Origin of the sequence: Shewanella frigidimarina NCIMB 400, from assembly GCF_000014705.1 — a bacterium.
In the GTDB taxonomy this organism is placed as follows: Bacteria; Pseudomonadota; Gammaproteobacteria; order Enterobacterales; family Shewanellaceae; genus Shewanella; species Shewanella frigidimarina.
The window spans coordinates 4,216,327-4,243,037 of the sequence record NC_008345.1 but is presented as its reverse complement, the minus strand read 5'-3'; the positions used below and the strand labels follow the sequence as shown (position 1 = coordinate 4,243,037).

The 26,711-nt window shown below is 42.8% G+C and carries 23 protein-coding genes; 11 read left to right on the top strand and 12 right to left on the bottom strand.

Annotated elements, in window-relative coordinates; all coding sequences use genetic code 11:
* Positions 1-100 precede the first annotated feature (100 nt).
* From SFRI_RS18360 to SFRI_RS18345, 4 genes are all read right to left on the bottom strand, one after another.
* Complete coding sequence (locus SFRI_RS18360; RefSeq protein WP_011638988.1) at positions 101-535, bottom strand: dCMP deaminase family protein; 435 nt, start codon at positions 533-535, stop codon at positions 101-103.
* A 218-nt stretch (positions 536-753) separates the two neighbouring features.
* The gene (locus SFRI_RS18355; protein ID WP_041413229.1) at positions 754-2,688 is read right to left on the bottom strand and encodes a B12-binding domain-containing radical SAM protein; all 1,935 of its coding nucleotides are present in this window, start codon (positions 2,686-2,688) and stop codon (positions 754-756) included.
* A gap of 273 nt (positions 2,689-2,961) precedes the next feature.
* On the bottom strand, positions 2,962-3,642 hold the full coding sequence (gene mtgA, locus SFRI_RS18350; protein ID WP_011638986.1) for a monofunctional biosynthetic peptidoglycan transglycosylase: 681 nt from the start codon (positions 3,640-3,642) through the stop codon (positions 2,962-2,964).
* 178 nt (positions 3,643-3,820) lie between these two features.
* Positions 3,821-4,462 (bottom strand): DsbA family protein, encoded by a 642-nt coding sequence (locus SFRI_RS18345; protein ID WP_011638985.1) that lies wholly within the window; start codon positions 4,460-4,462, stop codon positions 3,821-3,823.
* A gap of 236 nt (positions 4,463-4,698) precedes the next feature.
* Here SFRI_RS18345 and SFRI_RS18340 point away from each other — a divergent pair, with 236 nt between their 5' ends.
* The 5 genes from SFRI_RS18340 (at position 4,699) to SFRI_RS21380 (ending at position 11,241) form a co-directional block, all read left to right on the top strand.
* Positions 4,699-5,973: a glycerophosphodiester phosphodiesterase family protein gene (locus tag SFRI_RS18340; RefSeq protein ID WP_011638984.1), complete on the top strand. Its 1,275-nt coding sequence runs from the start codon at positions 4,699-4,701 to the stop codon at positions 5,971-5,973.
* A 331-nt stretch (positions 5,974-6,304) separates the two neighbouring features.
* Positions 6,305-7,258: a TAXI family TRAP transporter solute-binding subunit gene (locus SFRI_RS18335; RefSeq protein ID WP_011638983.1), complete on the top strand. Its 954-nt coding sequence runs from the start codon at positions 6,305-6,307 to the stop codon at positions 7,256-7,258.
* Positions 7,259-7,461: 203 nt separating this feature from the next.
* Entirely contained in the window at positions 7,462-9,495 is a 2,034-nt protein-coding gene (locus SFRI_RS18330; protein WP_041413767.1) for a TRAP transporter permease, read from the top strand.
* Positions 9,495-9,899, top strand: a complete 405-nt coding sequence (locus SFRI_RS18325) for a DUF1850 domain-containing protein (protein WP_011638981.1) — start codon at positions 9,495-9,497, stop codon at positions 9,897-9,899. Before SFRI_RS18330 ends, SFRI_RS18325 begins: the two co-directional genes overlap by 1 nt.
* A 113-nt stretch (positions 9,900-10,012) precedes the next feature.
* A protein-coding gene (locus SFRI_RS21380) for an IS3-like element ISShfr4 family transposase (RefSeq protein WP_086019777.1) occupies positions 10,013-11,241 on the top strand; the annotation gives its coding sequence in 2 pieces (ribosomal slippage) (positions 10,013-10,364 and positions 10,364-11,241; 1,230 coding nt in all).
* Positions 11,242-11,290: 49 nt separating this feature from the next.
* Here the strand turns inward: SFRI_RS21380 and SFRI_RS18310 are convergent.
* Both SFRI_RS18310 and SFRI_RS18305 read right to left on the bottom strand, forming a co-directional pair.
* A complete protein-coding gene (locus SFRI_RS18310; protein ID WP_011638979.1) occupies positions 11,291-12,214 on the bottom strand; it encodes a manganese-dependent inorganic pyrophosphatase in 924 nt (307 codons plus the stop codon).
* A 380-nt stretch (positions 12,215-12,594) separates the two neighbouring features.
* Positions 12,595-13,056, bottom strand: coding sequence for a NanQ anomerase/TabA/YiaL family protein (locus SFRI_RS18305; protein ID WP_011638978.1), 462 nt, complete (start codon positions 13,054-13,056; stop codon positions 12,595-12,597).
* A 105-nt stretch (positions 13,057-13,161) separates the two neighbouring features.
* Between SFRI_RS18305 and SFRI_RS18300 the strand changes: the two genes are divergently transcribed.
* From SFRI_RS18300 to SFRI_RS18290, 3 genes are all read left to right on the top strand, one after another.
* Positions 13,162-14,217: a hypothetical protein gene (locus SFRI_RS18300; protein ID WP_011638977.1), complete on the top strand. Its 1,056-nt coding sequence runs from the start codon at positions 13,162-13,164 to the stop codon at positions 14,215-14,217.
* A gap of 213 nt (positions 14,218-14,430) precedes the next feature.
* Positions 14,431-15,009, top strand: coding sequence for an LON peptidase substrate-binding domain-containing protein (locus SFRI_RS18295; RefSeq protein WP_011638976.1), 579 nt, complete (start codon positions 14,431-14,433; stop codon positions 15,007-15,009).
* A 111-nt stretch (positions 15,010-15,120) separates the two neighbouring features.
* A complete protein-coding gene (locus SFRI_RS18290; protein ID WP_011638975.1) occupies positions 15,121-16,101 on the top strand; it encodes a pseudouridine synthase in 981 nt (326 codons plus the stop codon).
* A gap of 94 nt (positions 16,102-16,195) precedes the next feature.
* On the opposite strand, the gene SFRI_RS18285 is transcribed toward SFRI_RS18290, so the two are convergent.
* From SFRI_RS18285 to metJ, 5 genes are all read right to left on the bottom strand, one after another.
* Complete coding sequence (locus SFRI_RS18285; RefSeq protein ID WP_011638974.1) at positions 16,196-17,590, bottom strand: tetrathionate reductase family octaheme c-type cytochrome; 1,395 nt, start codon at positions 17,588-17,590, stop codon at positions 16,196-16,198.
* A gap of 62 nt (positions 17,591-17,652) precedes the next feature.
* Entirely contained in the window at positions 17,653-19,365 is a 1,713-nt protein-coding gene (locus tag SFRI_RS18280) for a DUF3373 domain-containing protein (RefSeq protein ID WP_011638973.1), read from the bottom strand.
* A gap of 148 nt (positions 19,366-19,513) precedes the next feature.
* On the bottom strand, positions 19,514-19,843 hold the full coding sequence (locus SFRI_RS18275) for a c-type cytochrome (protein WP_011638972.1): 330 nt from the start codon (positions 19,841-19,843) through the stop codon (positions 19,514-19,516).
* Positions 19,844-20,199: 356 nt separating this feature from the next.
* Positions 20,200-20,940 carry a sulfite exporter TauE/SafE family protein gene (locus SFRI_RS18270; RefSeq protein WP_011638971.1) on the bottom strand — a complete coding sequence of 247 codons (741 nt, stop codon included), beginning with the start codon at positions 20,938-20,940 and terminating at the stop codon, positions 20,200-20,202.
* 74 nt (positions 20,941-21,014) lie between these two features.
* Positions 21,015-21,329 (bottom strand): met regulon transcriptional regulator MetJ, encoded by a 315-nt coding sequence (gene metJ / locus SFRI_RS18265; protein WP_011638970.1) that lies wholly within the window; start codon positions 21,327-21,329, stop codon positions 21,015-21,017.
* A gap of 209 nt (positions 21,330-21,538) precedes the next feature.
* Between metJ and metB the strand changes: the two genes are divergently transcribed.
* The 3 genes from metB to SFRI_RS18250 all read left to right on the top strand — a co-directional run bounded on the left by metB (position 21,539) and on the right by SFRI_RS18250 (position 25,607).
* Positions 21,539-22,708, top strand: a complete 1,170-nt coding sequence (gene metB, locus SFRI_RS18260; RefSeq protein ID WP_011638969.1) for a cystathionine gamma-synthase — start codon at positions 21,539-21,541, stop codon at positions 22,706-22,708.
* 131 nt (positions 22,709-22,839) lie between these two features.
* Positions 22,840-25,233, top strand: a complete 2,394-nt coding sequence (locus tag SFRI_RS18255) for a bifunctional aspartate kinase/homoserine dehydrogenase II (protein WP_011638968.1) — start codon at positions 22,840-22,842, stop codon at positions 25,231-25,233.
* A gap of 167 nt (positions 25,234-25,400) precedes the next feature.
* Complete coding sequence (locus tag SFRI_RS18250; RefSeq protein WP_041413228.1) at positions 25,401-25,607, top strand: hypothetical protein; 207 nt, start codon at positions 25,401-25,403, stop codon at positions 25,605-25,607.
* A gap of 151 nt (positions 25,608-25,758) precedes the next feature.
* On the opposite strand, the gene SFRI_RS18245 is transcribed toward SFRI_RS18250, so the two are convergent.
* A complete protein-coding gene (locus tag SFRI_RS18245) occupies positions 25,759-26,250 on the bottom strand; it encodes a DUF1097 domain-containing protein (RefSeq protein ID WP_011638966.1) in 492 nt (163 codons plus the stop codon).
* Positions 26,251-26,711 lie beyond the last annotated feature (461 nt).

Genomic DNA, 26,711 nt, shown 5'->3' with positions numbered 1-26,711 from the left:
CCTTTACTATGATGAAGTGCCACGCAGGCCATAAATGCAAAGAATAAACACCTGGATTCCGGCTCAACCGCATTTCCGGAACGACGGTGAAAAAGTAGGGTTAATCTACTTGCATCCAATCGACTTGAACGCCAGCTTGCTCAAACATATCTTGGCTGACTTTAATCTTATCCCCCCAACGCGACAGGAAATCTTCGTTGGGCTTTGGGCTATGTACGGCGCGCAATCCAGTTTGGATAATCTTGGCGGCGCAGTTTGGGCAAGGAAAGTGGGTCACCCAAATTTCACAGCTACTGAGATCTCGTTTGGCATGCAGAATGGCATTTTCTTCTGCATGGAGCGTTTTTAGCAGTTTCATTTCACGGTTATCGGTTTCAGCACTATCTGATATTCCGTGAGGATAACCATTAAAACCTAGCGAGACGATGCGATTGTTTTCAGTGATCACTGCACCAACTCGGGTGGAGGGATCTTTACTCCAAGATGCTACGAGCTCGGCCATTTGTAAAAAGCGTGTCGCCCATTTTGTCATCATCTTATTGCCGTTCCTATGCTTTATGTATCACTGTATTTGGGTGCTATTCTCTATGCAGAACAGTGATAAATCAACCTTCAATATTCTAATCTTGGACCCACTAACTCTTTCTTATATTAAGTAGGGCCATGATGCGCCTGTATAGCAGAATTTGACTGCCAATTATTTAGGCTGCGTTTAGTTATTCCAATGAGATAGCCCTAGTTACTCTTTAATACCTACTCTTCATTACTAAGAATAAAGTTGCTAATCGCTTTTGATATTAGGTCTTTCTTCATTGAAGTGCGGGTAACGGGTTCGTTGAACCAGAAACTCATTGGTTGATCAAAACCGATACCGTGCATGTAGTTGTAGATTGCTTTACGCAGTCCTTCGCCAAGCATTTCATGATCTGTTCCGGTCGGGTCGGTGAAGTCGACATCGTTTTCAGCAAATAAAATTTCAGGGCGTTCAGCAAGGGTGATACCAAATTGCTCTGGATTCATGCCTATCGGGCTGTGAATGGTGGCGACAAAACGATGCCAATAGGCTGACTGGAAACAACCTTGTTCCATCATCTGACGCACCATTTCTAGCGAGTCTATGGTTTCTTGTTCGGTTTGTGTCGGGAAGCCATACATCAAGTAAGCGTGAACCAATATTCCGGCATCACTGAATGCTTTGGTGACGTGGGCGACGCGCTCAACACTCACGCCTTTTTTCATCAGTTTAAGTAGTCGATCTGACGCCACTTCAAGTCCGCCGCTGACTGCGATACAACCTGAGTCTGCCAGTAATTGGCAACGCGCTGGGCTAAAAGTACGTTCAAAACGAATATTGCCCCACCAACTGATCACTACGCCGCGTTCTATGAGACGTTTTGCAAAGGCAAACAATGTTTTTGGCGGTAAGGCTTCATCGACAAAATGGAAACCTGTTTGTCCGGTTTCTTCAACAAGCTCTACGATACGGTCAACCAAGGCATCGGCGCCAGCGGTATCGTAGCGGTCGATATAGTCCAAACTGACGTCGCAGAAGCTGCATTTACGCCAGTAACAGCCGTGGGCGATGGTCAGTTTGTTCCAACGTCCGTCACTCCAAATGCGGTGCATTGGGTTGAGCATTTCACATAAAGACAGGTAGTCGCCCAATGGCAGACCGTCGTAAACGGGTGCGCCGACCTCAGATTGTGGAATATCGTGCAGCTGATCATTTTGATTTAAGTGGACATAAGGTTGGCCATTTTCATCTTCTGCAAGGAAGTAAGTACGCACTAAATCGTCTATTTCACGTTTGCCTTCAAAGTATTCCAGCAAAGTGATAAGCGGGCGTTCGCCGTCATCCAGACAGATAAAGTCGACAAATTCAAATACGCGCGGATCTTTTAGTGCGCGCAGTTCAGTATTCACAAAGCCGCCACCCATGACGATAGGAATGTCTGGATTAATGGCTTTACAGGTTTGGGCAATACGTAAAGCGCCTAGCATATTACCGGGAAACGGCACGGTTAATGCGACGACACTTGGTTGGGTGTCTTCCAGATACATCTCGACCAATTGCTCCAAAATTTCAGAGCTAAAACTTGCTTCACCCATTAAGGTGTCGTAGAGGTTGTCAAAGCTTGGGTTGGCCGCCGCTAGCTTTTCGCCATAACGGCTGACTTCAAAGTAGGGATCAACACCTTGGGTAATAACGTTCGACAGATCATTAATAAACAGGGTGGCCAGATATTTGGCTTTATCTTGTACGCCTAAATTACCAAAGGCTGCTTGCAACACGTCGCCAGATACCGCTTCCATCTCAGCAATTGCATCAAACGCTGGGCCTTCGGGTAAAAAACGTCGGGTATTAATCCGCATTGCAAGGCTTGGGTCTTTGCCCTGTAAAAAGCGAATGGCAGGCTCCACAGTTAGGTGATAACGCTCAAATTCAGCCAGAAAGTTAAAAATGACATCTGGCAGTTCGTCGTCTTCAAAGTGTTCGAAGTTTTCTTCTACGTGCTGACGAATAATGTCCAGCGCAGGTGCTGTCATCATCTCAAGAAAAAGCTCAATCGCAGGATCTCGCTGAACCGCCTCATAGCCTCGTGAGCGTAAAAAACCGGTTAAATACGCTGTTGCTGGATACGGTGTATTCAGCTGGGTCATCGGTGGAGTCATTAGAAGAACGGTCATAGCCTGCCTTGATCGTAAAAGCGGATAAAAATGAGGTCGCATTCTAACAGTAAAAATAGTTCAAATCCTGTTAATTCCGGCTTTCATCTGGCTTGCGAGTAGGCATCATGTTTTCGCCACATGATGACGATTGGAAGAGAAAAGTATTTTTTGAATGATATTAAAGGCTAAAGGCTTATCAATGATCAATATTTTGATCTTTTAAACATGAAGGGCAGTTCGAGTTGTTATTGCTCTTAACAAAGAGCAATAACAACGGGCAACTGATGGCGGTTAATTGGTAAGAATAGGCTTTAAATAGCCAGAACCAAGTTGACGCATTTGTTTTTCACCCCAAGCGACTCTTTGGCGCAGGTATGGGGTTAAATTGTTAGGGTTTCGGTTACGCGGACTCGGCAACAACACTGCTAGGCGCGCCGCTTCGTTGTTGGATAGATAGCGGGCCGATTTATTAAAATAGTGCTGACTCGCCGCTTCTACGCCATAAATACCTTTACCAAACTCTGCTACGTTTAAGTACACCTCTAAGATACGTTTTTTGCCCCAAATGGCTTCAAGGCTCACGGCCAACATGGCTTCTAACCCTTTGCGAACAAAGTTTCTACCCGGCCAAAGTAACAGATTTTTTGCGGTTTGTTGGGTGATGGTACTGGCACCACGCAGGCCTTCGCCATCGTCGTACTGGTTAAGGGCTTTAGTGATGGAGTTAATATCGACCCCGAAGTGTTCGGGAAACAACTGATCTTCTGCGGCTACTACTGCTAATGGCATGTGCGCAGGCAGCTCATCAATACTTACCCAGTGCTGACTAACCGGATAATCGCTTTGCAGCATAAATGACGTTGTCGGTGGCGGTACAAATCTTAGTACCAATAGTAATAGCGCCAGTAGTAGCAAAAAGCGCCACATGACAAACCATGTCCAACCGAAAAAACCTCGTTTACGATCTGTCATTCACTGCCTCATTTTATGTTTAACTAGCCTGTGTGAGGCTTTGTCATTTTCGACGTGCAAGAGTATAGGATATTGGGCATTAAGGCCAAAGGCTAATCAACGTCGTGCATGCTTTATATCTTAAGTGACGTTGCGCAGAGTCATTAAGTCCTAATGTCCTAATACCCTAAAGCACTAATCAACTCGGTTGGGCTGTTAACAAGATTGTTTGTATGTCTGCCAAACTGGTTTGCCATTGATGATAATCAAGCCTAATAGGGTAGGCGTTGTTATCGACCATAAGCACTAATGAGGGGAATCCTTGAATGGGAAGTTGGCGAGCAAAATTGATTTCTTTGAGCAATTTATCTTCTGTTTCATCAGCGTTTAATTGCTCTGTGAATAAGTCTGCAGGGATCCCTAATTGAGTCGCAATCGATACTAAAGTATCAACATCAGATGGGTTGTGTGCATTAAGATAATAAGCCTGTTGGATAGCGTTGATCATCTGTTGCTCAAGCCCATATTGGCGAGCAATTATGCTGGCTCTGCATGCTGGATACGTTGAACGCCTTGGTTGGCAGAGCTGCCAAAAGTCGTGATTAAATTCTGTACCTAATTGTTGGTTAATCTTATGCCAGGTTTGTTGTAGCATTTGCTGCATGGGGTGTGGCATTGGTTCTGCTGAGTCGGGCGCTAAACCACCGACTAGATAGTGTAGACTCAATTGCTGGCCAAACTGCTGTTGTAGTTGAACTTGCAGAGCATCCCATGTGGGGCGGTATCCCCAACACCAACTGCACATTGGATCGTGAACATAATAAAGGGTTGTGTTTGCCATTGTGGACCTCATCGTTAGCCGTTAACTCACTATCGTTTATTTGCTTGTCTATATACCGTTACCGCAGTTAGGGTCATGTTTTATATTATTCAATCGGTCGATAAAACAGAAGAAACGAAGGTTGTCATAATAATTCGATAATTCAGTCATATTCATTGCGTAAGCTGTTACAGATGATGAAATTTTTAGCAAACCATTACAACTGACATTACAGCATTACAACATGGAGCAATAAGATGACAAGGAAAAAAAGTGTAACACTGGGTATCATTTCGGTTTTAACCAGTATGTTATGGATTTCGGGGTGTAACAGTAACGATAATAATGACACCACTGCAGAAGTGGATAAAAGTGTTAGCGCCCAAGTGGGCCCGAGGCCGCTATTTTTAGTCGGTCAAATGCAAGACAGTGAGTTAAAAGATCAATTAGCGCAATGTGCTTCAAATTCATTTTACCGTACAGACTTTTCTATTGGCCACCGCGGTGCGTCAATGCAGTTTCCTGAACATACCAAAGAAGCCTATCAAGCAGCCATCGATTCGGGCGCAGGTATTGTGGAATGTGACGTGACGTTTACCGCAGATAAAGAGTTAGTTTGCCGTCACTCGCAGTGTGATTTAGCCACTACCACCAATATTCTGGCTATCCCAGCCCTAGCTAATAAATGTTCAGTGCCATTTTCACCAGCTGATGCCGTCAATGGCGTGAGTGCAACGGCAACCTGTTGTACCAGCGATATTAGTCTTGCAGAGTTTACAACCTTAAAAGGCAAAATGGACGGCTTTAACCCTAATGCCACTACAGTTGAAGAGTTTATGGATGGCACTCCAAATTGGCGCACCGACTTATATGCAGGTAATGGCACGTTAATGACTCACGCTGAAAGTATCGCCTTGTTCAAAGCTGCTGGAGTAAAGATGACTCCCGAGCTTAAGTCGGCCAGTATCAGCATGCCGTATGATGGTTTTACTCAACAAGACTACGCCCAAAAAATGTTAGATGAATATGCCGCAGCAGGCGTTGATGCATCGCAAGTGTTTCCACAATCGTTTAATTTAGACGATGTAAAATATTGGATAGCCAATGCGCCTGAATTTGCCGATCAAGCGGTATACCTTGACGATCGTTATGATCTGAGTGGTTTTGATCCACAGAACAGTGCCACATGGTCACCGAGTATGGACACTCTAGCAGCAGACGGGGTCAAGATTATTGCGCCGCCATTATGGATGCTGGTTACTGTGGGAGACAATAACGCGATAGTGCCATCTGAATATGCCAAAGCAGCAAGTGCCGCTGGGTTGAAGATGATTGCTTGGTCATTAGAGCGGTCTGGGCCACTGAGTCAAGGCGGTGGTGGTTGGTATTATCAGAGTATTGCTGACGTGATAGATAACGAAGGTGATACTTTTGAGCTGTTAGATGTACTGGCAAAAGATGTCGGAGTAATGGGTGTGTTTTCTGACTGGCCTGCCACAGTGACATATTATGCTAACTGTATGAATATGTAAGATTAACTGTATTTCAGCCTTTCATTTAATGAGGGCGAACAGAATAGACTAAAAAGGTGCCGACATTGTTGGCACCTTTTTATTTCAATTAACTATACTCGTTGATGGCAGAGTATTTATTGCTTACTGCTCAGACTGCCCTAGAGCAAGTTGGTGATGAGAAATGCTAATGTTGCTATTGGTTTAATATCGAAGTAACTGAAATCACGGAATAAAGGCGATTTATAATGATGTTATTAGCCTTTAGTCTATATAGATTGCACTGGATGTCAGTGGTAGTGTAACTACACAATAATACTCATAACAATATAAAAAATAAGGATATTGCAGGATGAAATTAACCAAACGTTTTTGCATGATTGGCGCGGCTGCAGCGCTATCTATTAGTACGGCTGTTATGGCCGCGCCGACATTTATCAATATTCTCACCGGTGGCACCAGTGGCGTTTACTATCCTATCGGTGTGGCTTTATCTCAACTTTACAGCAATGGCATTGAGGGATCTAAAACCTCTGTTCAAGCGACTAAAGCGTCGGTTGAAAACCTCAATTTACTACAAGCTGGGCGTGGTGAATTAGCGCTTGCTCTAGGTGATTCAGTATCGGCAGCGTGGGAAGGTGATCAGGAAGCCGGTTTTAAAGCGCCGCTTAAAAAATTACGTGTTATTGCAGCAACATATTCTAACTATATTCAGATTGTCGCCAATAAAGATGCTGGTATTAATAGTCTTGCAGATTTAAAAGGTAAACGTATTTCTGTTGGGGCGCCAAAATCAGGTACTGAACTTAACGCGCGTGCTATATTTGCAGCAGCAGGACTCAGTTACGACGATATGGGTAAAGTGGAGTTTTTGCCTTATGCCGAATCTGTTGAGCTGATTAAAAACCGCCAATTGGATGCGACTTTACAATCGTCTGGTTTAGGTATGGCAGCCATTCGTGATTTAGCCGCAACAATGGATATCAACTTTGTGGCTATCCCTGCAGATGTTGTCGCTAAAATTAATAATCCTGCTTATCAAGTTGGGGTGATTACGGCTAATACTTATGAAGGCCAAACAGAAGATGTGAGTACTGTTGCGATACAAAACTTATTGGTAAGTCACAGCAAGGTGTCTGATGAGATTGCTTATCAAATGACTAAGCTGATGTTTGAAAACCTAGACCGTTTAGGTACTGCTCACTCAGCTGCGAAGGCGATCAGTTTAGCCACAGCGGCAAAAGATCTGCCTATCCCACTACACCCAGGTGCAGAACGCTATTACAAAGAAGTGAATGCGCTATAAGTAATAGTATTAAGTTAACAGCGCTTGTTTGGTAAACCCAGCAAGCGCTTGTTTATTTCTGTCTTTCAACCATATTTGCTAACTTCCGTTTTAGATCAAGAGTGACTGATTGAGTCAACGTCATTGTTAATTGACTCATTTTTCTGAGCTGAGGTTATTAGTTGTAGTAAGTGTCGAGGCATACCATGAGCGATCCAACCCAAATTAACGAACCAGAGCAAGGCTTAAGTGCCGATACTCGCAACTGGCCAAAAGCCTTGTTTGCAGTAGCATTGATTTTTTCTATTTTCCAAATTACCACCGCGGCATTTCATCCAGTTTCGACACAAGTATTGCGCGCCGTACACGTGGGCTTTTTATTATTAGTGGTGTTTATTAGCTACCCAGGTATAGGCAAGAGTCAGCCATGGCAACCTTTGGCATGGATACTCGGTTTAGCGGGTATGGCTACCGCGGTTTATCAATGGGTGTTCGAAGCAGACTTAATTCAACGTTCTGGTGATTTAACCCAAAATGACATGATTATTGGTGTGGTGTTAGTCGCTTTAGTGTTTGAAGCCGCAAGACGAGTGATGGGAATAGCCCTGCCGATTATTTGTGGTATTTTTTTGGCCTATGGTTTATTTGGCGAGTATTTACCCGGTGAATTGATGCATCGAGGTTATGGTTTCGATCAAATAGTTAACCAGTTGGCCTTTGGTACCGAAGGCTTATATGGCACGCCAACTTATGTATCCGCGACCTATATTTTCTTGTTTATTCTGTTTGGTGCCTTTTTAGAGCAAGCAGGCATGATCCGCTTATTTACCGACTTTGCTATGGGCTTATTTGGCCATAAAGTGGGTGGGCCTGCAAAAGTGTCGGTGGTGTCTTCAGCACTCATGGGCACCATTACCGGTTCGGGAGTTGCCAATGTGGTCACCACCGGCCAGTTTACTATTCCGTTAATGAAGCGCTTTGGTTATCGGTCTGCTTTTGCGGGTGGGGTAGAAGCCACATCCAGTATGGGCAGCCAAATTATGCCGCCGATTATGGGCGCCGTGGCCTTTATTATGGCAGAAACCATTAATGTGCAATTTATTGAAATTGCTAAAGCAGCGATGATCCCCGCGGTATTGTATTTTTGTTCGGTGTTCTGGATGGTGCATTTAGAAGCTAAACGCGCCAATTTATCTGGTTTACCTAAAGACCAATGTCCGGATCCGTGGGCAGCTATTAAGTTGCGTTGGTACTTATTAATTCCACTATTTATTTTGATTGGTTTGTTATTTTCAGGTCGTACACCGCTGTTTTCTGGCATGGTTGGCTTAGCACTCACTGCGATTGTTATTTTAGGTTCGGCCATTATTCTCAATCTATCATCAGCTGCTATGCGGTTTGCTTTTTGGATAGCGCTAGGGGTGTTATGTGCAGGATTTTTCCAGTTAGGTATAGGGGTGATGTTTGGCGTTATCGCTATGCTGGTGGTGATTTGTTGGTTTGTTAAAGGTGGCAAAGAAACCCTAACATTATGTGTGCATGCGTTAGTTGAAGGTGCGCGACATGCAGTACCTGTAGGTATTGCTTGTGCGCTAGTGGGCGTGATTATTGGTGTTGTGTCACTAACCGGTATTGCTTCAACGTTTGCCGGCTATATTCTGGCTGTCGGCCAAGATAACTTATTCTTGTCTTTAGTGCTGACGATGGTGACGTGTTTGGTATTAGGTATGGGGATCCCGACAATTCCTAATTACATTATTACCAGCTCAATTGCCGCGCCAGCGTTACTGGATTTAGGCGTACCGTTAATTGTGTCGCACATGTTTGTGTTTTATTTTGGCATTATGGCAGACCTTACACCACCCGTTGCCCTGGCGTGTTTCGCCGCGGCGCCAATCGCCAAAGAGAAAGGCTTAAAAATCAGTTTATGGGCCATTCGCATTGCCATTGCTGGGTTTATTATTCCGTTTATGGCGGTGTACGACCCTGCGTTAATGCTCCAAAGTGGTGGTGTGCTAGAAACGGTTTATGTGGTCCTTAAAGCGACGGTTGCTATAGGTATTTGGGGCGTGATATTTACCGGCTACTTATTACAAAACCTTTATTGGTGGGAACGTGTTTTAGGCTTTATTGCTGGTGGCAGTTTAATTATGGCGACACCGCTAAGTGATGAGTTAGGCTTTGGTTTGGCACTGGTGTTTATTTTGCACCACGTATGGCGAGCACGTAAGCTAAAACGTTTAGCGCAGGGCGAATAATGCTAGGGCTATGTTTGGGTTTAGCAGGCACAATATGGGCTCAAGTGCCTGCTGAACAGATGACATTGTCTTGGACTCACACTATTGAGAAAATTCGTTGGGCCGAAGATTATCGATTAACTAATGAAGGTTTTATTTTAGAACAAGCAAGAGTAAAAGGCAGTGGCGCAGGAATGGAGATCCCTGCCGATGCAGTGTTAAAAGATGGCAGTTGGCACTACAAACCGCATTTGCCTATTTTGCCAATGCTAAAGTTGGGCCGCACTCCAGAAGCAGGCGATTATCAGTTATGTGTGTCATCGACTCAGGCTGGGCAACAATGCCATTCTATGAGTTATTGGGTGGGTGAGCCTACCACTGAGCAGCCCTCCATTGAGCTATGGGGCTGTGATATACCAAGTTAGTTAATCGACATAATAGATAGGCGCTGAAGCATAGAAAAGCTGAATCAATTGATTCAGCTTTTCTTTTTTAAGTGTCCCGTCCTGAGATAAGTTGACACATTGGAGACTTATCTATGAAACCTTCAGTATCAATCAATATAAAACGTACTCAACGAGATTACACGTTAGGCTTTAAATTAGCGGTTGTTAGTCAAGTAGAAAAAGGCGAGCTAACGTATAAGCAAGCTCAAGACCATTATGGCATTCAAGGGAGAAGTACCGTCCTAACATGGTTACGAAAACATGGTAGATTAGATTGGTCCCAGCCGATTGAGCATTCACCTATGTCCAAATCTACAGAAACACCCGCCCAGAAAATCAAACGATTAGAGAAACAAGTCTCCAATCTCGAAATGAAAAATATGATTTATGGCGATATGGTCGAGTTACTTAAAAATGAGTACGGTATTGATTTAGAAAAAAAGTACTTAGCCGAACGCTCTGGCTTGCCAAAGAAAAAGGCACTGTAAAGCTAGCGACAGCGAGTCGGCAGTTCAACCTATCAAGACAAGCTGTTTATCAATGGAAGCAGCGCTTAGCAGCAAGAGCTGACATGTTAAAACCGGTGATGACGATGGTTATGTATTGGCGTCAGTTCATGCCCAGAGTGGGAACGCGTAAGCTTTATCAACTCATCAAGCCACAGTTACTTAAACAAGGCATAAAGCTAGGTAGGGACGGCCTATTTCGGTATTTGAAACAACACAATATGTTAGTAAAGCCTAGGAAGAATTACACCAAGACAACCCATAGCCATCATTGGTTGAGAAAACACCCAAACTTACTCAAAGACAGAGTGGTGAAGGGGGTTGAAGAGGTGTTTGTCAGTGACATAACCTACGTAAAATCAGACGAAGGAACTCACTATTTATCATTAGTCACAGATGCATATTCAAGAAAAATAATGGGTTATGAATTAAGTGATGAAATGAAAGCCTGTGATGTCGTTAAAGCATTGGAGATGACGATAAAGAATCGTCAGACAACCAGTGATGTCATTCATCATTCAGATAGAGGGATACAGTACTGCTCAGCAGAATATCAACATAAATTGGCTGCGAATGCGATAAGGCCATCGATGACAGATGGGTATGATTGTTATCAGAATGCGTTAGCTGAGCGAGTGAATGGTATTTTGAAGCAAGAGTTTTTACTTTACCGCTGTCGTACGATGAAGGAGCTGGCAATACTCACCAAAGAATCGATTAGGACTTATAACGAGTTAAGACCGCACCTTAGTTTAGGAATGAAAACCCCAAACGAAGTGCATGAAAAAGCCAGTCGGGAGTTCCAACTGGCTTAATAAAAACCGTCAACCTATTTTAGGACTAGACAAAGTTGCTTGCAGAGTATTACTTTGCAAATGCATCTTGCAGTGCAGGTACAACTTGTTTCTTACGGCTTAATACGCCGTCTAACCACACGCGGCCATCAACGGTAGGTTTACCGTAAGCGCGCTCAGTTAAGTCTGCTGAATCAGAAACAACTAACATTTCTGAACCTTCTTTCATGATATCGGTTAGCAGCAATAATACGCTGTGACGATTGCCTTCAACTTTCAATTTAGCAATATCAGCTTCTAAGTCAGCTTTGATATCGTCAAATACAGACAAATCGATAACTTCTAATTGGCCAATACCCACTAGGTTACCGTTCATGTTGAAGTCTTTAAAGTCACGCATAACAAGGTCACGTGCTGGTGTGCCTTCAACTGCTGATTTCACTTTAAACATATCCATGCCGAGTTCTTTAAAGTCTTTTATACCGGCGATTTTAGCTAACGCTTCAACGCAACGGATATCGGCAGTGGTACAGGTTGGCGATTTGAAAATAACGGTGTCACTTAAAATGGCGCACATCATGATACCAGCGATGTTTGCTGGAATTTCTACTTGGTAGAAATCGTACATCATTTTGATGACGGTGTTGCTGCAACCAACTGGACGGATCCAACATTCTAGCGGAGTAGAAGTGGTTAGGTCGCCTAATTTGTGATGGTCGACAATACCGACGATAGTCGCTTGAGCGATATCATCTGGTGCTTGAGTAATTTCTGAATGGTCAACAATATAGACTTCTTCACCAGCGTAACTGGTTTTGTATTCTGGTGCTTCAAACCCAAATTTTTCTAAAATAAATGCGGTTTCTGGTGATAACTCGCCTAAACGGGCTGCAATTGCCGGTTCATCGATTTGGTTTTTTAAATATGCTAATGCTATAGCACCACAAATTGAATCTGAATCAGGGATCTTGTGACCCACTACATACATTGCCATTGAAAGACTCTCCTATAAAGTTGCCCTGATTTTAACAAGGATTGATCTTCATCGCATTAAAAAATACCACTTCAACGGTTCAACTTACCATATGAGTGTTATCCATAATGATATGCGTGTTTAATTGACAAAAAAAGGCCCCGAGCGGAGAGTCTCGGGGCTTTTTATATTTTACTCAGGGTAGGTGTATATTTGCCTTTAGCTTGGGATAACAACGTTATCGAAGTCTCTTTTCAGTATTCTATTGAGACTATCTCAAGTGCTCTGTCGAGGTGCTTCTTGTACTGGAATTAACTTTAGCAGACTTCTCTCAAATAGCGATTTTTTGCTAATAATTCAGCAGTAGGACTGAGTATTCATCATTTGTTAAGGCCATATCGTTATACCCGTACTTTTATCACCACTTTGCGAACTTTTTGTGGTGTTGGGCTGGTGCCTGGCATATGGATGTCGCCAGGGAAAAATAGTGCAAACATGCCCGCTTTTAGCGGAATAAACGCCGCATCATCTTTGTTAGATTCATAGCCGTATTCAGCATAGTCATGCTTGTCAAAATAAGGCTTAGAAGGTGTTTGATTGGCTAACGGTAAATAGCCAAATTCTTCTTCCCCGCTAACCACATACTGCACATCAATATACTGTTGATGAACTTCAAAGGGTTCGATTTCTTTAGGCTTAGTTTCATAGTCATTAACGATAACGAAAATATCTTTGCCTTCAAGCGGATAATTGCCCACTTCAAGCTGGCTAAAGTCTGTGTCCGCGAGATGGGCTAATGCTTTGGCTAATCTCGGGCTAAGTTGAGTGTATAGGTGACGATTTGCTAAAGTATCAACAATCATAAAAATTCCGTAAGATATGAACCACAAAAATATGCTAGCGTATTAGCGCTAAAGCATACAGTTTTACAAAGATAACAGCATTACAAATATAAGAAGGATTGTACATTGCCTGCATTACGTTTACTTGCTGGACCAACTGCTTACGAACAACTAGAAGCGAATGGCTTAGATCAATCATTGTTTACTCAGCTCTTTGCTGCATCAGGCGGACCTAAGTGGTTGGCCATAGCAGGCTTAGATAAATATTTATTTAGTGAGTTTTTTCAGGATCGCGAAGATCCCCTTTATACCATGGGCGCGTCGTCGGGTGCGTGGCGTTTAGCTTGTATGGCGCAACAAGACCCATTAGCGGCCTATGAACGTTTAGAGCATTTTTATATTCATCAGAACTACGAAAAAAAGCCGACTCGTGAACAAGTCAGTGCCCAAGTATTACAAATTGTTGATGGCATTTTAGGTGAGCAGCAAGGCGCTGATATTATTGCTAATCCGTTAATTCGTCATCATATGGTGGCTTGTCGTGCCCGTCATTTAAATCGCATTCATGCCAAATTTGGCTTAATGATGGGACTGTCGATGGCTGCAGTAAGTAATGTGGTCAATCGTAAAAGCTTAGGCTGGCACTTTGAACGGGTTATTTTAAGCCATAAAGACGCCGCATCACCTTTTAGACGTTTGAAAGATTTGCCCACCAAACATGTCGAGTTAACCCAAGACAATATCCGCCATGGATTGCTAGCGACAGGATCGATCCCGTTACTACTTGATCCGGTAAAAGATCTGCAAGGCTCGCCTAAGGGTCATTATTACGATGGTGGCATAACCGATTATCATTTTGATATGCCATTGCCTGCCGCTACAGGCTTGAGTTTGTATCCACACTTTTACCCGTACATGAGCCCAGGCTGGTTTGATAAATCCTTATTGTGGCGTAAAGCGAAAGCGAATTATCACAATGGTTTAATTTTAGCGCCGAGTAAGCAATTTATTGCAAGCTTACCGTTTAGTAAAATTCCTGACCGTGAAGACTTTAAAAATTTAGATACTAAAAGTCGGATTACCTATTGGCAGCAAAGCGTGCAGCAAAGCCAGGTATTAGCTGATGAGTTTGCTGAAATTGTTGCTTCTGGCACTATTATGGATCGTATTGAGCGTTTATAAGATCCAATAAGTTGAATGTTTTTTGTACTTTTTTTGAAAGATAGTCGTATTAAACAAGGTCTATTGGAGTAGGGCGTAGCGAAAACGGGTGGTTATGTCGGTAGTAAGCATTATATTAGGCTACTTAAGTTGTTGAATAATTAACCACTGCTACACTTGTTTCATTGATTTGACTTTGGTTCAGTAACTTCACCTATGGTGTAGGAGGCTGTTATGCAAACAAAAGAAGTAGCATTACTGATTCAAGATGCTGTGCTATTACCCGGTGGACGACTTGAAATTAGAGTCGTGTCACCGAGTGATTTAGCCATGGTTGCCGATGTACTAAAAGGCCACTATGGTTTAGCTTTTGCGCCATTGAAAGTGAATAGCTCACTGCCTTGTTATATTACAGCCACCCAATGCAATATTATTGATTTCAATCAGTTAGAGGATGGTTCTTTAAGCATTGTTATTGAAGGCTTGCAGCGTCTTAAAATTTTATCTACGGCACAAAAACGAGATGGTTGTTGGATTGCTCGTGCGCTCCCTTGCGCTAATTGGTGCAATGAGCCCATTGCGGGTGAGTTTGAAATTATCAGCGCCGCACTTGAACAATTTTATCAAGTGAATCCAGATTTACTGGAATTGTATTCACAAACTCATTTAGAAGATGCCGCTTGGGTGAGTCAGCGTTGGTTAGAGGTTTTACCTATGTATAACCGTGATAAGCTGATTTTAGTTGAACAACCTAATTGCCATAAAACTATGGATTTTGTGCTGCAATTACTAAAATCTCACGTGGATGTATAAGCGCAATATTGTGTTATCGATATCGAGATAATCAAGATACATTTTCGGCCTAGCCTGATAAGATACCTTCTCGTTTGAACCTATCTTCATCTTTATATAGCAAAGTTGTTTATGCCTAATTCATCAAACTACACTGCGGATCATCTTCAATCCTCTTCCCAAACACCAAACGCTGCCATTGCCGCTCAACCTTCGTATATTGTGTTGCCGCGTGCTAATGAATTAGCTGGTAAGCAATACCACACAGCACTTGAGTTTTTGATCGATCATTTTAAGCAAATCGATCCCAGTGTGTGGCAACAACGGATCAATGATGGCAAAGTGCATTGGCAAAATGGTGAGCTAATTACCGCAGAGAGTGCCTATCAAGCCACTGCCAAAGTGTATTATTACCGCGAAGTGCTGGCCGAAACGAAAGTGCCTTTTGCTGAGCAGGTGTTGTATCAAGATAACGACACTATTATTGTTTATAAACCGCATTTTTTACCCGTTACCCCAGGCGGAAATTACGTTAATGAATGTTTAGTACATCGTTTACGTATCGCCACTCAAATAGATACGGTCGCACCGGCGCACAGGCTCGATAAAGATACGGCTGGTGTGATGTTAATGACGCTCAATCCGCAAACACGCCATGCATATCATCAGCTGTTTTTAGATGACAAGATCACTAAAGATTATCAAGCAATCGCTAAATTAACGCCTACGTTGCTGAGTGAATTTGCCGATAATACTTGTATGCTTCCTATTCATTGGACGGTTAAAAATCGTATTGTGGCGGCAAATCCCAGCTTTACTATGCAGGTGGTTGAAGGCGAGGCGAATAGCCATTCTGAAATCAGTTTAGTGGCGGTAAAAAATGGTTTTGGCTTATTTGAGTTAAGTCCGATTACCGGTAAAACTCATCAATTACGTGTACATATGCAAAGTTTAGGTATGCCGATTTTACACGACCGCTTTTATCCAGTACTACTACCTAAAGGGCCGGATAACTTTGATAAGCCGTTGCAGTTGTTGGCTAAACGGTTGCGCTTTACCGATCCCATCAGTGCTATTGAACAAGATTTTCAGTGCCAAAGTTTGAATTTTTAGTTCGTTATTTAGCGAATAAAAAAACCGCCATCGTAAAGTCGATAGCGGTTTTTTTGTATCAGCTTATTGCTGTTGCAGTGAGCTTACCTGAGTATTAGTCAGCTTTTGTGTGTTTAATACCTTTACGATTTTTCATTGGGTCGCCATCATAACCAAGGGCTTTCCAGTCTAAACGCTCGCCTTTATTGTGGCAGTCATTACACTGTAGTGCCTTGTCTTTTGGTGACACCATGTGGTTGATGCGCCACCACATCTCGGTTTCAACAAAACCATGCTGACCACTGTATTTGAGTCCTTTTTCTACCATGGTTGGGTTAGCTTCCATGCCTAATTTAGCAGCTAAGTCCCAATCAAATTTATCCCAGTAGCCACCTTCACCGTACGTTTTAGGGGTTATCAGAATATTAAGTTTAGCATCATAGATTTGCTTACCCGTGTGCACTTTAAATGGGTAGATTTTAGCTTTAGGGTCGCGAATATCACCTAATGGATAAGCCAATTTAACCGTTTTAGTTGGGTCCATTTTATCGCCAGCCATATACGCATCGGCGCGGCCATTAAACCAGGCATATTGTGGTTTAACGTCTTTTTGCCAAATAAAGCTGCCTTTCTTTTTCATAAAGGTGTGCTTGCCGTATTGGTCTGTTGTTTCAGGAAGATCTTGTCCTGCCTGTGACCAATCCCAATGCATTTTGGTGGGTTCATTTTTAGCAAATGATGGTATGTGACAAGTCTGACACGCTACAGTTGCTGTGTGTGTATTGAGCTTTTTATTTTTATGAGGCGCAGCATCATGGCAATTTACACAACCAATTTTGTTTTCCCCTCCAGGTGATACGCCCATCGAGTTACCGGTAATTTGATGATTTTCAGTAACGTGACAAGTTTGACACTGGAAGTCATTTCCATCGGTATCCATGTGGACATCGGTCGCTTTGTCTGGATAAGACATTGATGAGTCTAAATCGCCGTGTTTAACCGCATCACCGCCGCCACCGTAAAAGTGGCAACTGCCGCAATTGTCACGCACGGGTGCACCTACATTTTGGGCAACATTGGCTAAATTGACTCTTGCTAAGGCCTCGCCTGCGCCCGCAGGATCTTTAATGTAAGTTCCCGTGGTGTCGTGACAAACTAAGCAATCGACTTTGGTCATGTCTTTAAAGTCGAATGTTGAATCTTTCCATCCATAACCGGCATGACAACTGGTACAACGCGGTTCGTTACCCGATATCGATACACAAAAGTTGTTAATGCTGTTCTTTTTACCGCGCATCACAGTGCGGTCTGGTAGTTTTTGCTCTAACTCCCAAGTCCAATGTGAAGATTTCATAAACTCTTCAGCATGTTCTTTATGGCAGGTTAAGCATTGTGTCGTCACTTCAGGGCCATTAGCAAAAGGCCCTTTCAGCGCCTCTTTGTGGTTAAAGGCAGCCTGTGCGCTACTGCTTAATAACAGTAATACAGCCAGTGCTGATAATAATTTCATGGTGTTTGTCCTTACCCCTGAGATTGTGCTCAGGGGGGCCAAGTTAGAAGGTTAAGTTAGCGTTAGAAGTTAACGGTCAGTGAGGCATTGACGTCATAGGCGGTGTCAACAACTGGCAACATTGAGTACGCGCTACCGGCAATCACATCGTCAACCTTCATCGGTGCACCTACTGGTGAGCCACTTCCGGTATATTCATAGTCGTAATACAAACCAGCTAACTTGATAAACATTTTTGGATTAATATCAAAGATATAATAGGCTTCAGCAACATGGCCGCGAGTGGCTAACTTACTGCCGATTGGGTCGTCTTGTGCTTGGGTGAAGGGACTCCAGTATTTAGAACCATAGTTATATTCCAAACCGAATTTGCCGTATGGTGCAGGAATTTGCATACCTACATAAATGCCGTAACCATCTTTGGTGTCGCTATCAACAGTTTCTTTTGGCACCATAATGATTTCAGTACCAGTGCTGTTCAACTCTGCTTCAAATACTGCATCGCTTAACATGCCACCGAACAAACCTGCATTACCGTTAGGTTCAGCACGAGTCCATCCTAATGAGGCAAACATTTTCAGATCGTCATCGGTTTCATAGGCATAACCTAAACCACCTAAGTACATATCACCAATGACACCGCTTGGTTGTACACGGGTGACGAAGTTAAAGTTGTCAAACTTTTGCATGTCTTGATACATGGTTGGGGCAAAGATACCCGCCAGTTGAGTAGGGAATGCCATGGTGCCCGTAAAGCCATCATTGACATCTTTAGCACCGAATAAAGTGAACTGTAAGAAATGGTTACCGTCATTAATCACGTCGATATTAAACCCGCCGAGGTGGGTATCTTTAGTGATGATGTCACCAAACAATTCGCCATTGCCGTACTGTGATTCAAAGCCTTGGCCATAGCAAAAACGTACTGTTTGGCCTTCAATACCGGTAATATCACCCAAGTTGTAACCTAAGGTAAGACCATCGAAGTTAAAATTAACTAAGTGACCTGATGGCGTGCCACCTCTGAGTTCATTTTCACGATAATGATTTGGTGGACCGTACGTTGAAGGACGACGTCCAATAGAAAGGTAAGTGCCACTGCCGTTAATGTCTTTCCAATTAAAATAGGCGCGCTCTACTTTTAACTCATCACCACTGGTGCTACCGCTACTGGTGCCGTCCATGGTGAATGAATTCCATGAGTCGAATACTTTAACCCCAGCAGAGTCTCCCCAGCTCTTAAACATGGTTAAACGTCCTGCAAAGCTGACGTTATCCCACACTTTCGCATCAATATTTAGGCGTAAGCGCGTGGTGTAAAATATATCGTTATCAATGTCTTGTTGGGTTTTCTGGCCTAACAGCATTGGCATAACACCTTGTAGCATACCGCTTTGAAACGCGCTGGCTAAATCAGGGTTTGCCATCATCATTTGGCCTAACGGTGAGGTAGCGCTATTTGGATCGCCAAACGCTCCTGACATGGCTTTAGCGCCAAAGTCAGAAAAGTTAACGTTCATGGCTGGGTTCCAAGTGACGTTTTGATAATGTAATGAATGTGCTTTAGTTCTAAAATCACCCGTAATGGCTATTCTGTCTAAAGCTGTGTGACGCTCGGTTTTATCAACTCGTGAATTTAAATAATCAAGATCTTCATTAATCGTAACCAGTTGTTGTTTAAGATCGGCAATCTTTTGTGCATCTGTATCTGCTGCTAGGCTTGCGCCGCTCATAAAGAGCGCGTTAGCCACTAATATTGAGATGAGAGTTCTCATGGTCTTTCTCCCCTTTATTTGCCAAATAGCATGGTCAATTTGGCAAATTTTTTGTGTCAGAATCCCTGAGGCTAAGCCTCACAGTTTTTTCGTTTGGTTTATTGGCTGATGTTTCGTTTAGAACGAAAAGATACTCAGCATTGATGATTTAGCCGCAGGTAGCTGGTTGGTCTGAATCGGCGGCGTGGTCATATAAGAACTGTTGAATGTCTTTCAGGTCTTTTTCTGATAAGGCTTCAAAAACGGCAGGTTTAGCTTTGTGCTTATCACGGGTGAAAAAACGATCCCATTGGCTCATGGTTTTAGTCATTGGGGTGAGTTCAAGGCCTTCACTGTTAGCGCTGTGGCAGGCTTTACATTCTTTTTTGTATAGGTGCTTACCTTTTTTAGGATTACCACCATCTGCGGCCATCACTTGGGTGCCAAGTGATAATGCCATAGCAACTGCGATACCAACTTTAATGTATGTGTTCATCATTTTGTCCTCTGTCGGGCTTATTAGGGTCGTGCTTAACAACATTTAATTATTTCTTTGCTGTAAACAATGTTACCTAAAAGTGGGTAGTGTTAATTTGAAGTAGATCATATCCATGAGAAAAATCTAATTGAAAAAAAGTTAATTGAAAGAAATCTAATGAACTAGTGTGATATGGATCTATTGCATATAGATAATGAGTTTGTTAGGGGAAGTGAAACGGTTTTTTTTGATACTTATTGATGGCGTTTTTTAGGTGAGAAATAGACTGCTTGATAAATAGAAGGGTAAGATTTTAATCATTGTTAGAAAACAAGCCCATTGATGGCTCGTTTTGTTTACAGGTGCAGAATAGTTGATTAGCTCATTAACGTGTTGGTCGACATAATAACTAACACGGTTGCACTAATACTACATAACACTAATGTGGCTATACGGGTTTTATCTTTATCAACGCGACCAATTAACTTACCCGAGACAAGATAACCAGCAACGACTGAAGGCAATAATAGCAGTGATAGCCATAAATGCTTCACTTCAACTAAGCCTACGATGGCTAAAATGGCTAGCGCTATTAATGAGCTAAACACGAAGAAGGCTGATAAAGCGGCTCTAAATTGACTTGGGTCTTGGCCTGCAAGCAAAATGGCCATTGGCGGACCGCCGATGGCAGCGATATTGCCAAATATGCCCGAAAATACCCCTGCGATAAATAAACTGAGGCGATTGATGGGGGCGCTAAAGCGAAAGATACTAAGAATAACAGCAATAAACACAATAGCTGCAATCACTAAGCCTAATATTGCTTGTGGGGCAAACAGCAATAATCCAGCGCCTAAAAACCCCCCAGGAATTCGCCCGAGTAAGGCATATTGCAAACCATTAAATTGTAAGTGACCACGCTCTCTAAACAAGGTCATTGCAGAAATGGCAAAGCCCATAACAATTATCGGAACTGGAACTAATTGAGGATTAACAATATACAGCAGCGGGCTTGCAACAACGGCTAACCCAAAGCCAATTAAGCTTTGAGTTAGCGCGCCAAAAAACACGATAATTGATGCCAGTATCAAGGTCGTTGGATCGATAAATGACATCATAAGTTCTCTTTAAAACATCACTGCTTCTTTATAGGGCAGTTTAAAAGTTTGTGAGGTAATCACTAATCAGTGAATTATTCGAGTTCTTCCCACTCGATACCCATATCATCCATTAACTTTTTCGCTTCACTTGGAATGCTATCAGGCTGATCTTTTGAAAGATCACCGTCATAAGGTAATGGTTGACCGGTGTACGCATGCAAAAATGCTTCGCATAGCAGTTCACTGTTAGTTGCATGGCGCAGATTATTTATCTGGCGACGCGTCCGCTCATCTGTCAGTACTTTTAATACTTTTAAAGGGATAGAAACCGTAATTTTTTTTACTTGTTCATTCTTTTTGCCGTGCTCGGCATATGGGCTGATATATTCGCCATTCCACTCAGTCATTAACTTACCCTTAACGATAAATACGCTGCAGATTTTAAACCGTTACAATCTCTAGTCAAATTATTGCTACTATTTAATCCCGATTGCAAATAGATTTCTTGATGTTTAGACGTCTAAACGTCTATTTTGGTTGACGGATGGGGATCTCTTAGGTAAATTTGGACGTCTAGACATCTCTTTGTGTGTTTGTGAAATTTTAGGAGTCAACCATGACTAAGCATCAAAGCGCCACATTGGCCGTTCGCCAAGGTATTGAAACAGACACACAACATGGTGCTATCGTGCCACCGATTTATTTATCGACCAATTATTCATTCGATGGCCACAATAATCCGCGCGAGTTTGATTACAGTCGCTCGGGTAACCCTACTCGATGTATTTTAGGCGACGCACTCGCCAAACTTGAACAAGGTGCAACCGGTGTAGTGACATGTACCGGCATGGCCGCGATTACATTGGTGACTAGCTTACTTGGTCCTGATGATTTATTGGTTGTGCCGCACGATTGTTATGGTGGCAGTTACCGCTTATTCACTAACTTGGCCAAAAAAGGCCAATTTAAGTTATTGGTCGTTGATCAAACTGACGCACAAGCGCTGAGCAAAGCAATAGCTCAAAAACCGAAAATGGTGTGGTTAGAAACGCCATCGAATCCTTTATTGCGCGTGGTCGACATTGCTGCCATTAGCCAAGCTTGCCATGACGTTGGCGCGTTAGTAACAGTCGATAACACCTTTTTATCGCCGATATTACAGCAGCCATTGTTATTGGGTGCAGACATTGTTATTCACTCAACCACCAAATACATCAATGGTCATAGCGATGTGGTCGGTGGGGCTGTAGTCGCTAAAGATCCTGAAGTGGGTGAGTTGTTACATTGGTGGTCAAATACTCTTGGGCTTACGGGTTCAGCATTTGACAGTTATTTAACCTTGCGAGGCTTACGTACTTTAGCGGTACGAATTCGTGAGCATCAACGTAACGCACAAAAGATTGTTGAGTTACTCAACGCCAGTGATGTAGTGGCAAAGGTGTATTATCCGGGTTTAAAAGACCATCCAGGTCACGAAATTGCGGCAAAACAACAACAAGGCTTTGGTGCTATGTTAAGTTTTGAGTTAATCGGCGGCGAAGCGGAAGTGGTGGCATTTTTAAAGGCGCTGTCGTTGTTTAGTGTTGCCGAAAGTTTAGGCGGGGTGGAAAGTTTAGTCGCCGTTCCGGCCACTATGACCCATAGAGCAATGGACCCACAAGCAAGGCAAGAGGCTGGTATTAAAGAGACTTTATTGAGACTATCTGTCGGTATTGAAGATGCAGATGACCTCTTGACCGATATTCAAGCAGGCCTAGCAGCTGTTGCAGCGATAAAATCAGCTTAATTCGAGTTTAAGTTAGCTGTGGTTTCGACCAAATTGGGTAAAATAGCAAAACATGCACTTGCAACACTATTGGTTTCAAAATAGAAGTCTAGCAGTCGCAACAAAAGTCGTAGTTGTTTAAGGAGTCAGTAATGACGCGAAGTCATTTACATAAGTTTGGTGGTTCAAGTTTAGCGGATGCAGATTGCTATCGCCGTGTTGCACATATTCTACTTACGCATGGTCAGAGTGATGATTTAGTTGTGGTATCCGCCGCCGGAAAAACGACTAACTTCTTATACAAATTATTGAGCCTGCGTGACAGTGGTCAGTTGTGGCAAGAAGAGCTGCAAATTCTGATCAGTTACCAGCAAACGTTAATTGAACAATTATTGTCAAACGAGCAAGCGCGTGATTTACGCGAACGTTTGTCTACCGACAAATCTCAGTTAGTCAGCTTATTATCTTTAGAGCAACGTAACGATTACCAATTAAACCAAGTGGTGAGTTTTGGTGAACGTTGGTCGGCGCGCTTAATGGCCGCTTTGTTACGAGAAATGGGCGTAGCTGCGACTCATGTCGATGCGTGCTCTATTTTGGTTGCCGATGAAGGCGCCGTACCCAATATTTTAGTCGCTGAGTCTCGTGACAAGGTACAAGCCTTATTAGCCTTGCACCCGCAAGAGCGTTTAGTGATCACCGGTTTTATATGCGCAAATCGCCACGGCGATACCTTATTACTGGGTCGCAATGGTTCTGATTTTAGTGCCACCTTAATTGCCAGCTTAGCTGACATTGATCGTGTAACCATTTGGACCGATGTTGAAGGGGTGTTTAATGCCGACCCTAACAAAATTAATGATGCGAAATTACTCAAGAGTATGTCCTTAGCCGAAGCTGACCGCTTAGCGCGCCTAGGCTCTCCTGTATTGCATTCTCGTACCTTACAGCCACTGTTTAATACTGAAGTGAGTTTAGCGGTACGCTCAAGTTATGCTTCACACACTGACTTTACTTTAATCGCGCCACTGAGTTCATCAGCGAGTGCGCCTGTGGTCACTAACTTAAATGAAGTGGTGTTGTTTAGTTTTAAAATGAACGCAGATATTGAACCGTTACTGGCCATTTTGGATAAAGCTGGTATCACGCCGTTAGCTTATTGGTCGCTAGCACAGCATAAGTTTGAGTTGGCGTTAACGCTTGAAAGCCAAAAACAAGTGCAAGCTTTGCTTAACCAATACAGCAGCGAATTTTTGATTGAAGAGTTGAGTGCCCAAACTGACTTAGGCCTAGTGGCATTAGTCAGTGCTGATGCTCATCACTTTAGACGCAGTTTTGCCCGACTACTCAGTCGTGATGCCAAACCGATTTATCAAGATGCATTAAGTTTGGTCACCTTAGTACCGCAAGCTCAAGTGAGTTTATTGACCCAAAAAGTACATCGTCGTTGTGCTGGGCCAAGAATGCGTATTGGAGTGTTATTGCTGGGAGTGGGTAACATTGGTGAGGCGTGGATTGATTTGTTTAAACGCGCCAGTCCAGTATTAGATCACGAACTTGAAGCCTCTGTTGAGCTCGTTGGTTTAGTTGGTTCGAAAAAAGCGTTAATTTCTAACGACGGAATTAACCTTGAACAATGGCAGCAAGATTATCAACAGCAAGGTATTGAATGGGATTATGATCAACTGTTTGATCAATTAGCGCAGTTATCATGCGATGAAATTGTCGCCTTAGATATTAGTGCTAGTGCCGCCTTAACCTTACAATATCCAGAGCTATTTGCCCGTGGTATTCATGTGGTGAGTGCCAATAAATTAGCCGGTTCAGGGCCATTGCCATTTTATCGCGAATTAAAGCAGCAGCTGAGTAATCGCCGCTTATTTTGGCGTTATAACGCCAGCTGTGGCGCTGGTTTGCCTATTCAACATGCGTTAAATGACTTACGTAATAGTGGTGACACTATTGAAGCCGTGGGTGGGATTTTTTCGGGCACGTTATGTTGGTTATTCGAAAATTATGATGGCAGCAAGCCGTTCTCAGAATTAGTACTTCATGCTCGCAGTTTAGGCATTACTGAACCGGATCCTCGTGATGACTTATCTGGCCGCGATATGCAACGTAAGTTGTTAATCTTGGCTCGTGAGATTGGCTTAGCGGTAGAGCTAGAAGATATTAGTCTCAACTCGCTAGTGCCTCAAGCCTTAGCTGAGTTATCACTTGAAGACTTTTTAGCGCGCATTAGTGAGCTTGATGACGATTTGTTGCAGCAGTATGTCGCTGCAGCTGAACAGAACAAGGTGCTACGTTATGTGGCTTCGCTGGATAAAGTCGAAGGTAAGTTACAGGCTGAAGTGGGTTTGCAGTGGGTTGATAATAATCATCCTTATGCGAATTTAACCCCAGGGGATAATGTGTTTGTTATTCGTAGTGCGTTTTATCAAGGTAATCCATTGATTATTCGCGGTCCAGGGGCTGGGCGAGAGGTGACTGCAGCAGCGGTGCAGTCGGATTTAGTGCATATTTGCAAAGACCTGTTACAAGAGTAGTTTTGTTAAAAAAGACCATTATTAATGGTCTTTTTTATGTCATCTCGGGAATGTTTTTGAGCTGAAATTCAGCTCTATTCTTTATTTGCCGCAAACCGCTCAACGCATAAATACTAAAACGTGATATGACTAGTGTTCATCTCTTGAAATGGAGTTCGAAAATAAGTATGAAAGTCAAAGTGTTTACTAAAGTGTTAAAACCTAAACTCAGCTTTTGGATGCAACCGATAGAACAAGCTGATTGTGGTTTACAAGACGAAATTAATTTATGGTTATCCAGGCACACATCTATAGAGATTACTGAAATTAAACAAACTCAAAGCGGTGGTTCATTTATGCCAGCGACGTTAAATATTACCATTTGGTATCAGTAATATAACGAGATTGCTTTTTGTAAGCTTAAAGATCTAATCAACATCACCTAAAAAATAGATTATTAATAAGGATTGGTTCAGCTTGTCGCTGCAGCCAATTACTCGCAGGTAACTAATACTGTTAAGGCGACACAATCTAAGTCGCCTGTGCTTAGGCTTCTTCTACTGCGTCATCTTTTAATGATTCAGTTGTTTTATCGGTTAACGTTATTAATAGGCCTGTGAGTAGGCTCATGCTGTAACCGAGTACGGCGCCGATAATAAGTGGTGGAATGATAGCGGCTAGATCAGCATTTAAGGCAAAAGTGATGCAACAACCGATAAAGGTGCCGGGAATAAAGGCGAAGTTTTTATTACTGGCTTGTAAGCACATAAATGCGGTGACAATGCCTGTTAATGCATAGCTGATCATTGGCGAACCTAGAACACCGCTGCCTGCAATAATTAACCAGCCCCAGAATACACCGGAAAGATTGGTCATCATCGCCATCATCATGCCTTTAGCACCTGTTTCTGTTTGAGCGAAAAAGGTACTGCAGCCGAGAAAGCCTACCCATGTCACGAGATGAAATACATCAGCAAGACCAGCCCAAACAGCAGCCAATAAACCAGCAGAAATTGCAATTTGCCAACGATGCGCCATAGTCGCCTCTCGATAGATGAAATTTAGAACGGTGAATTTTAAATTTAGCACAATAAACAGAAGTTATGTATTTAGGTTTTATAAAAGTCGATCCAGTTCGCAAATAAAAGCAACTGCTAATAAAACCAAACATTATGCAACTTGTTAAGTGGGGGGAGGGGTCATTACGTTTACTGCATATCACCTCCCGTATTTGCACTCATTCCTCATCATCATCATGTTTATCGCCTGCGTGCTGACACTTTTGATCAAAACAATTTGAACATTATCAAATGATATTGTCTGTAGGCTGATGAACAAAAAGCTGATTTAAGCTGTTTTCTATAACCTACTATTTAGGCCTAGCGTTAATGTGATTACTACAAATTGCTTATTGATGGTTTTTTAGCTTGACTTAAGATGTAGTTAAACTAGTATATGGACATATAGACGTCCAAACGGCTAAATGGTTTAAGTTGAAT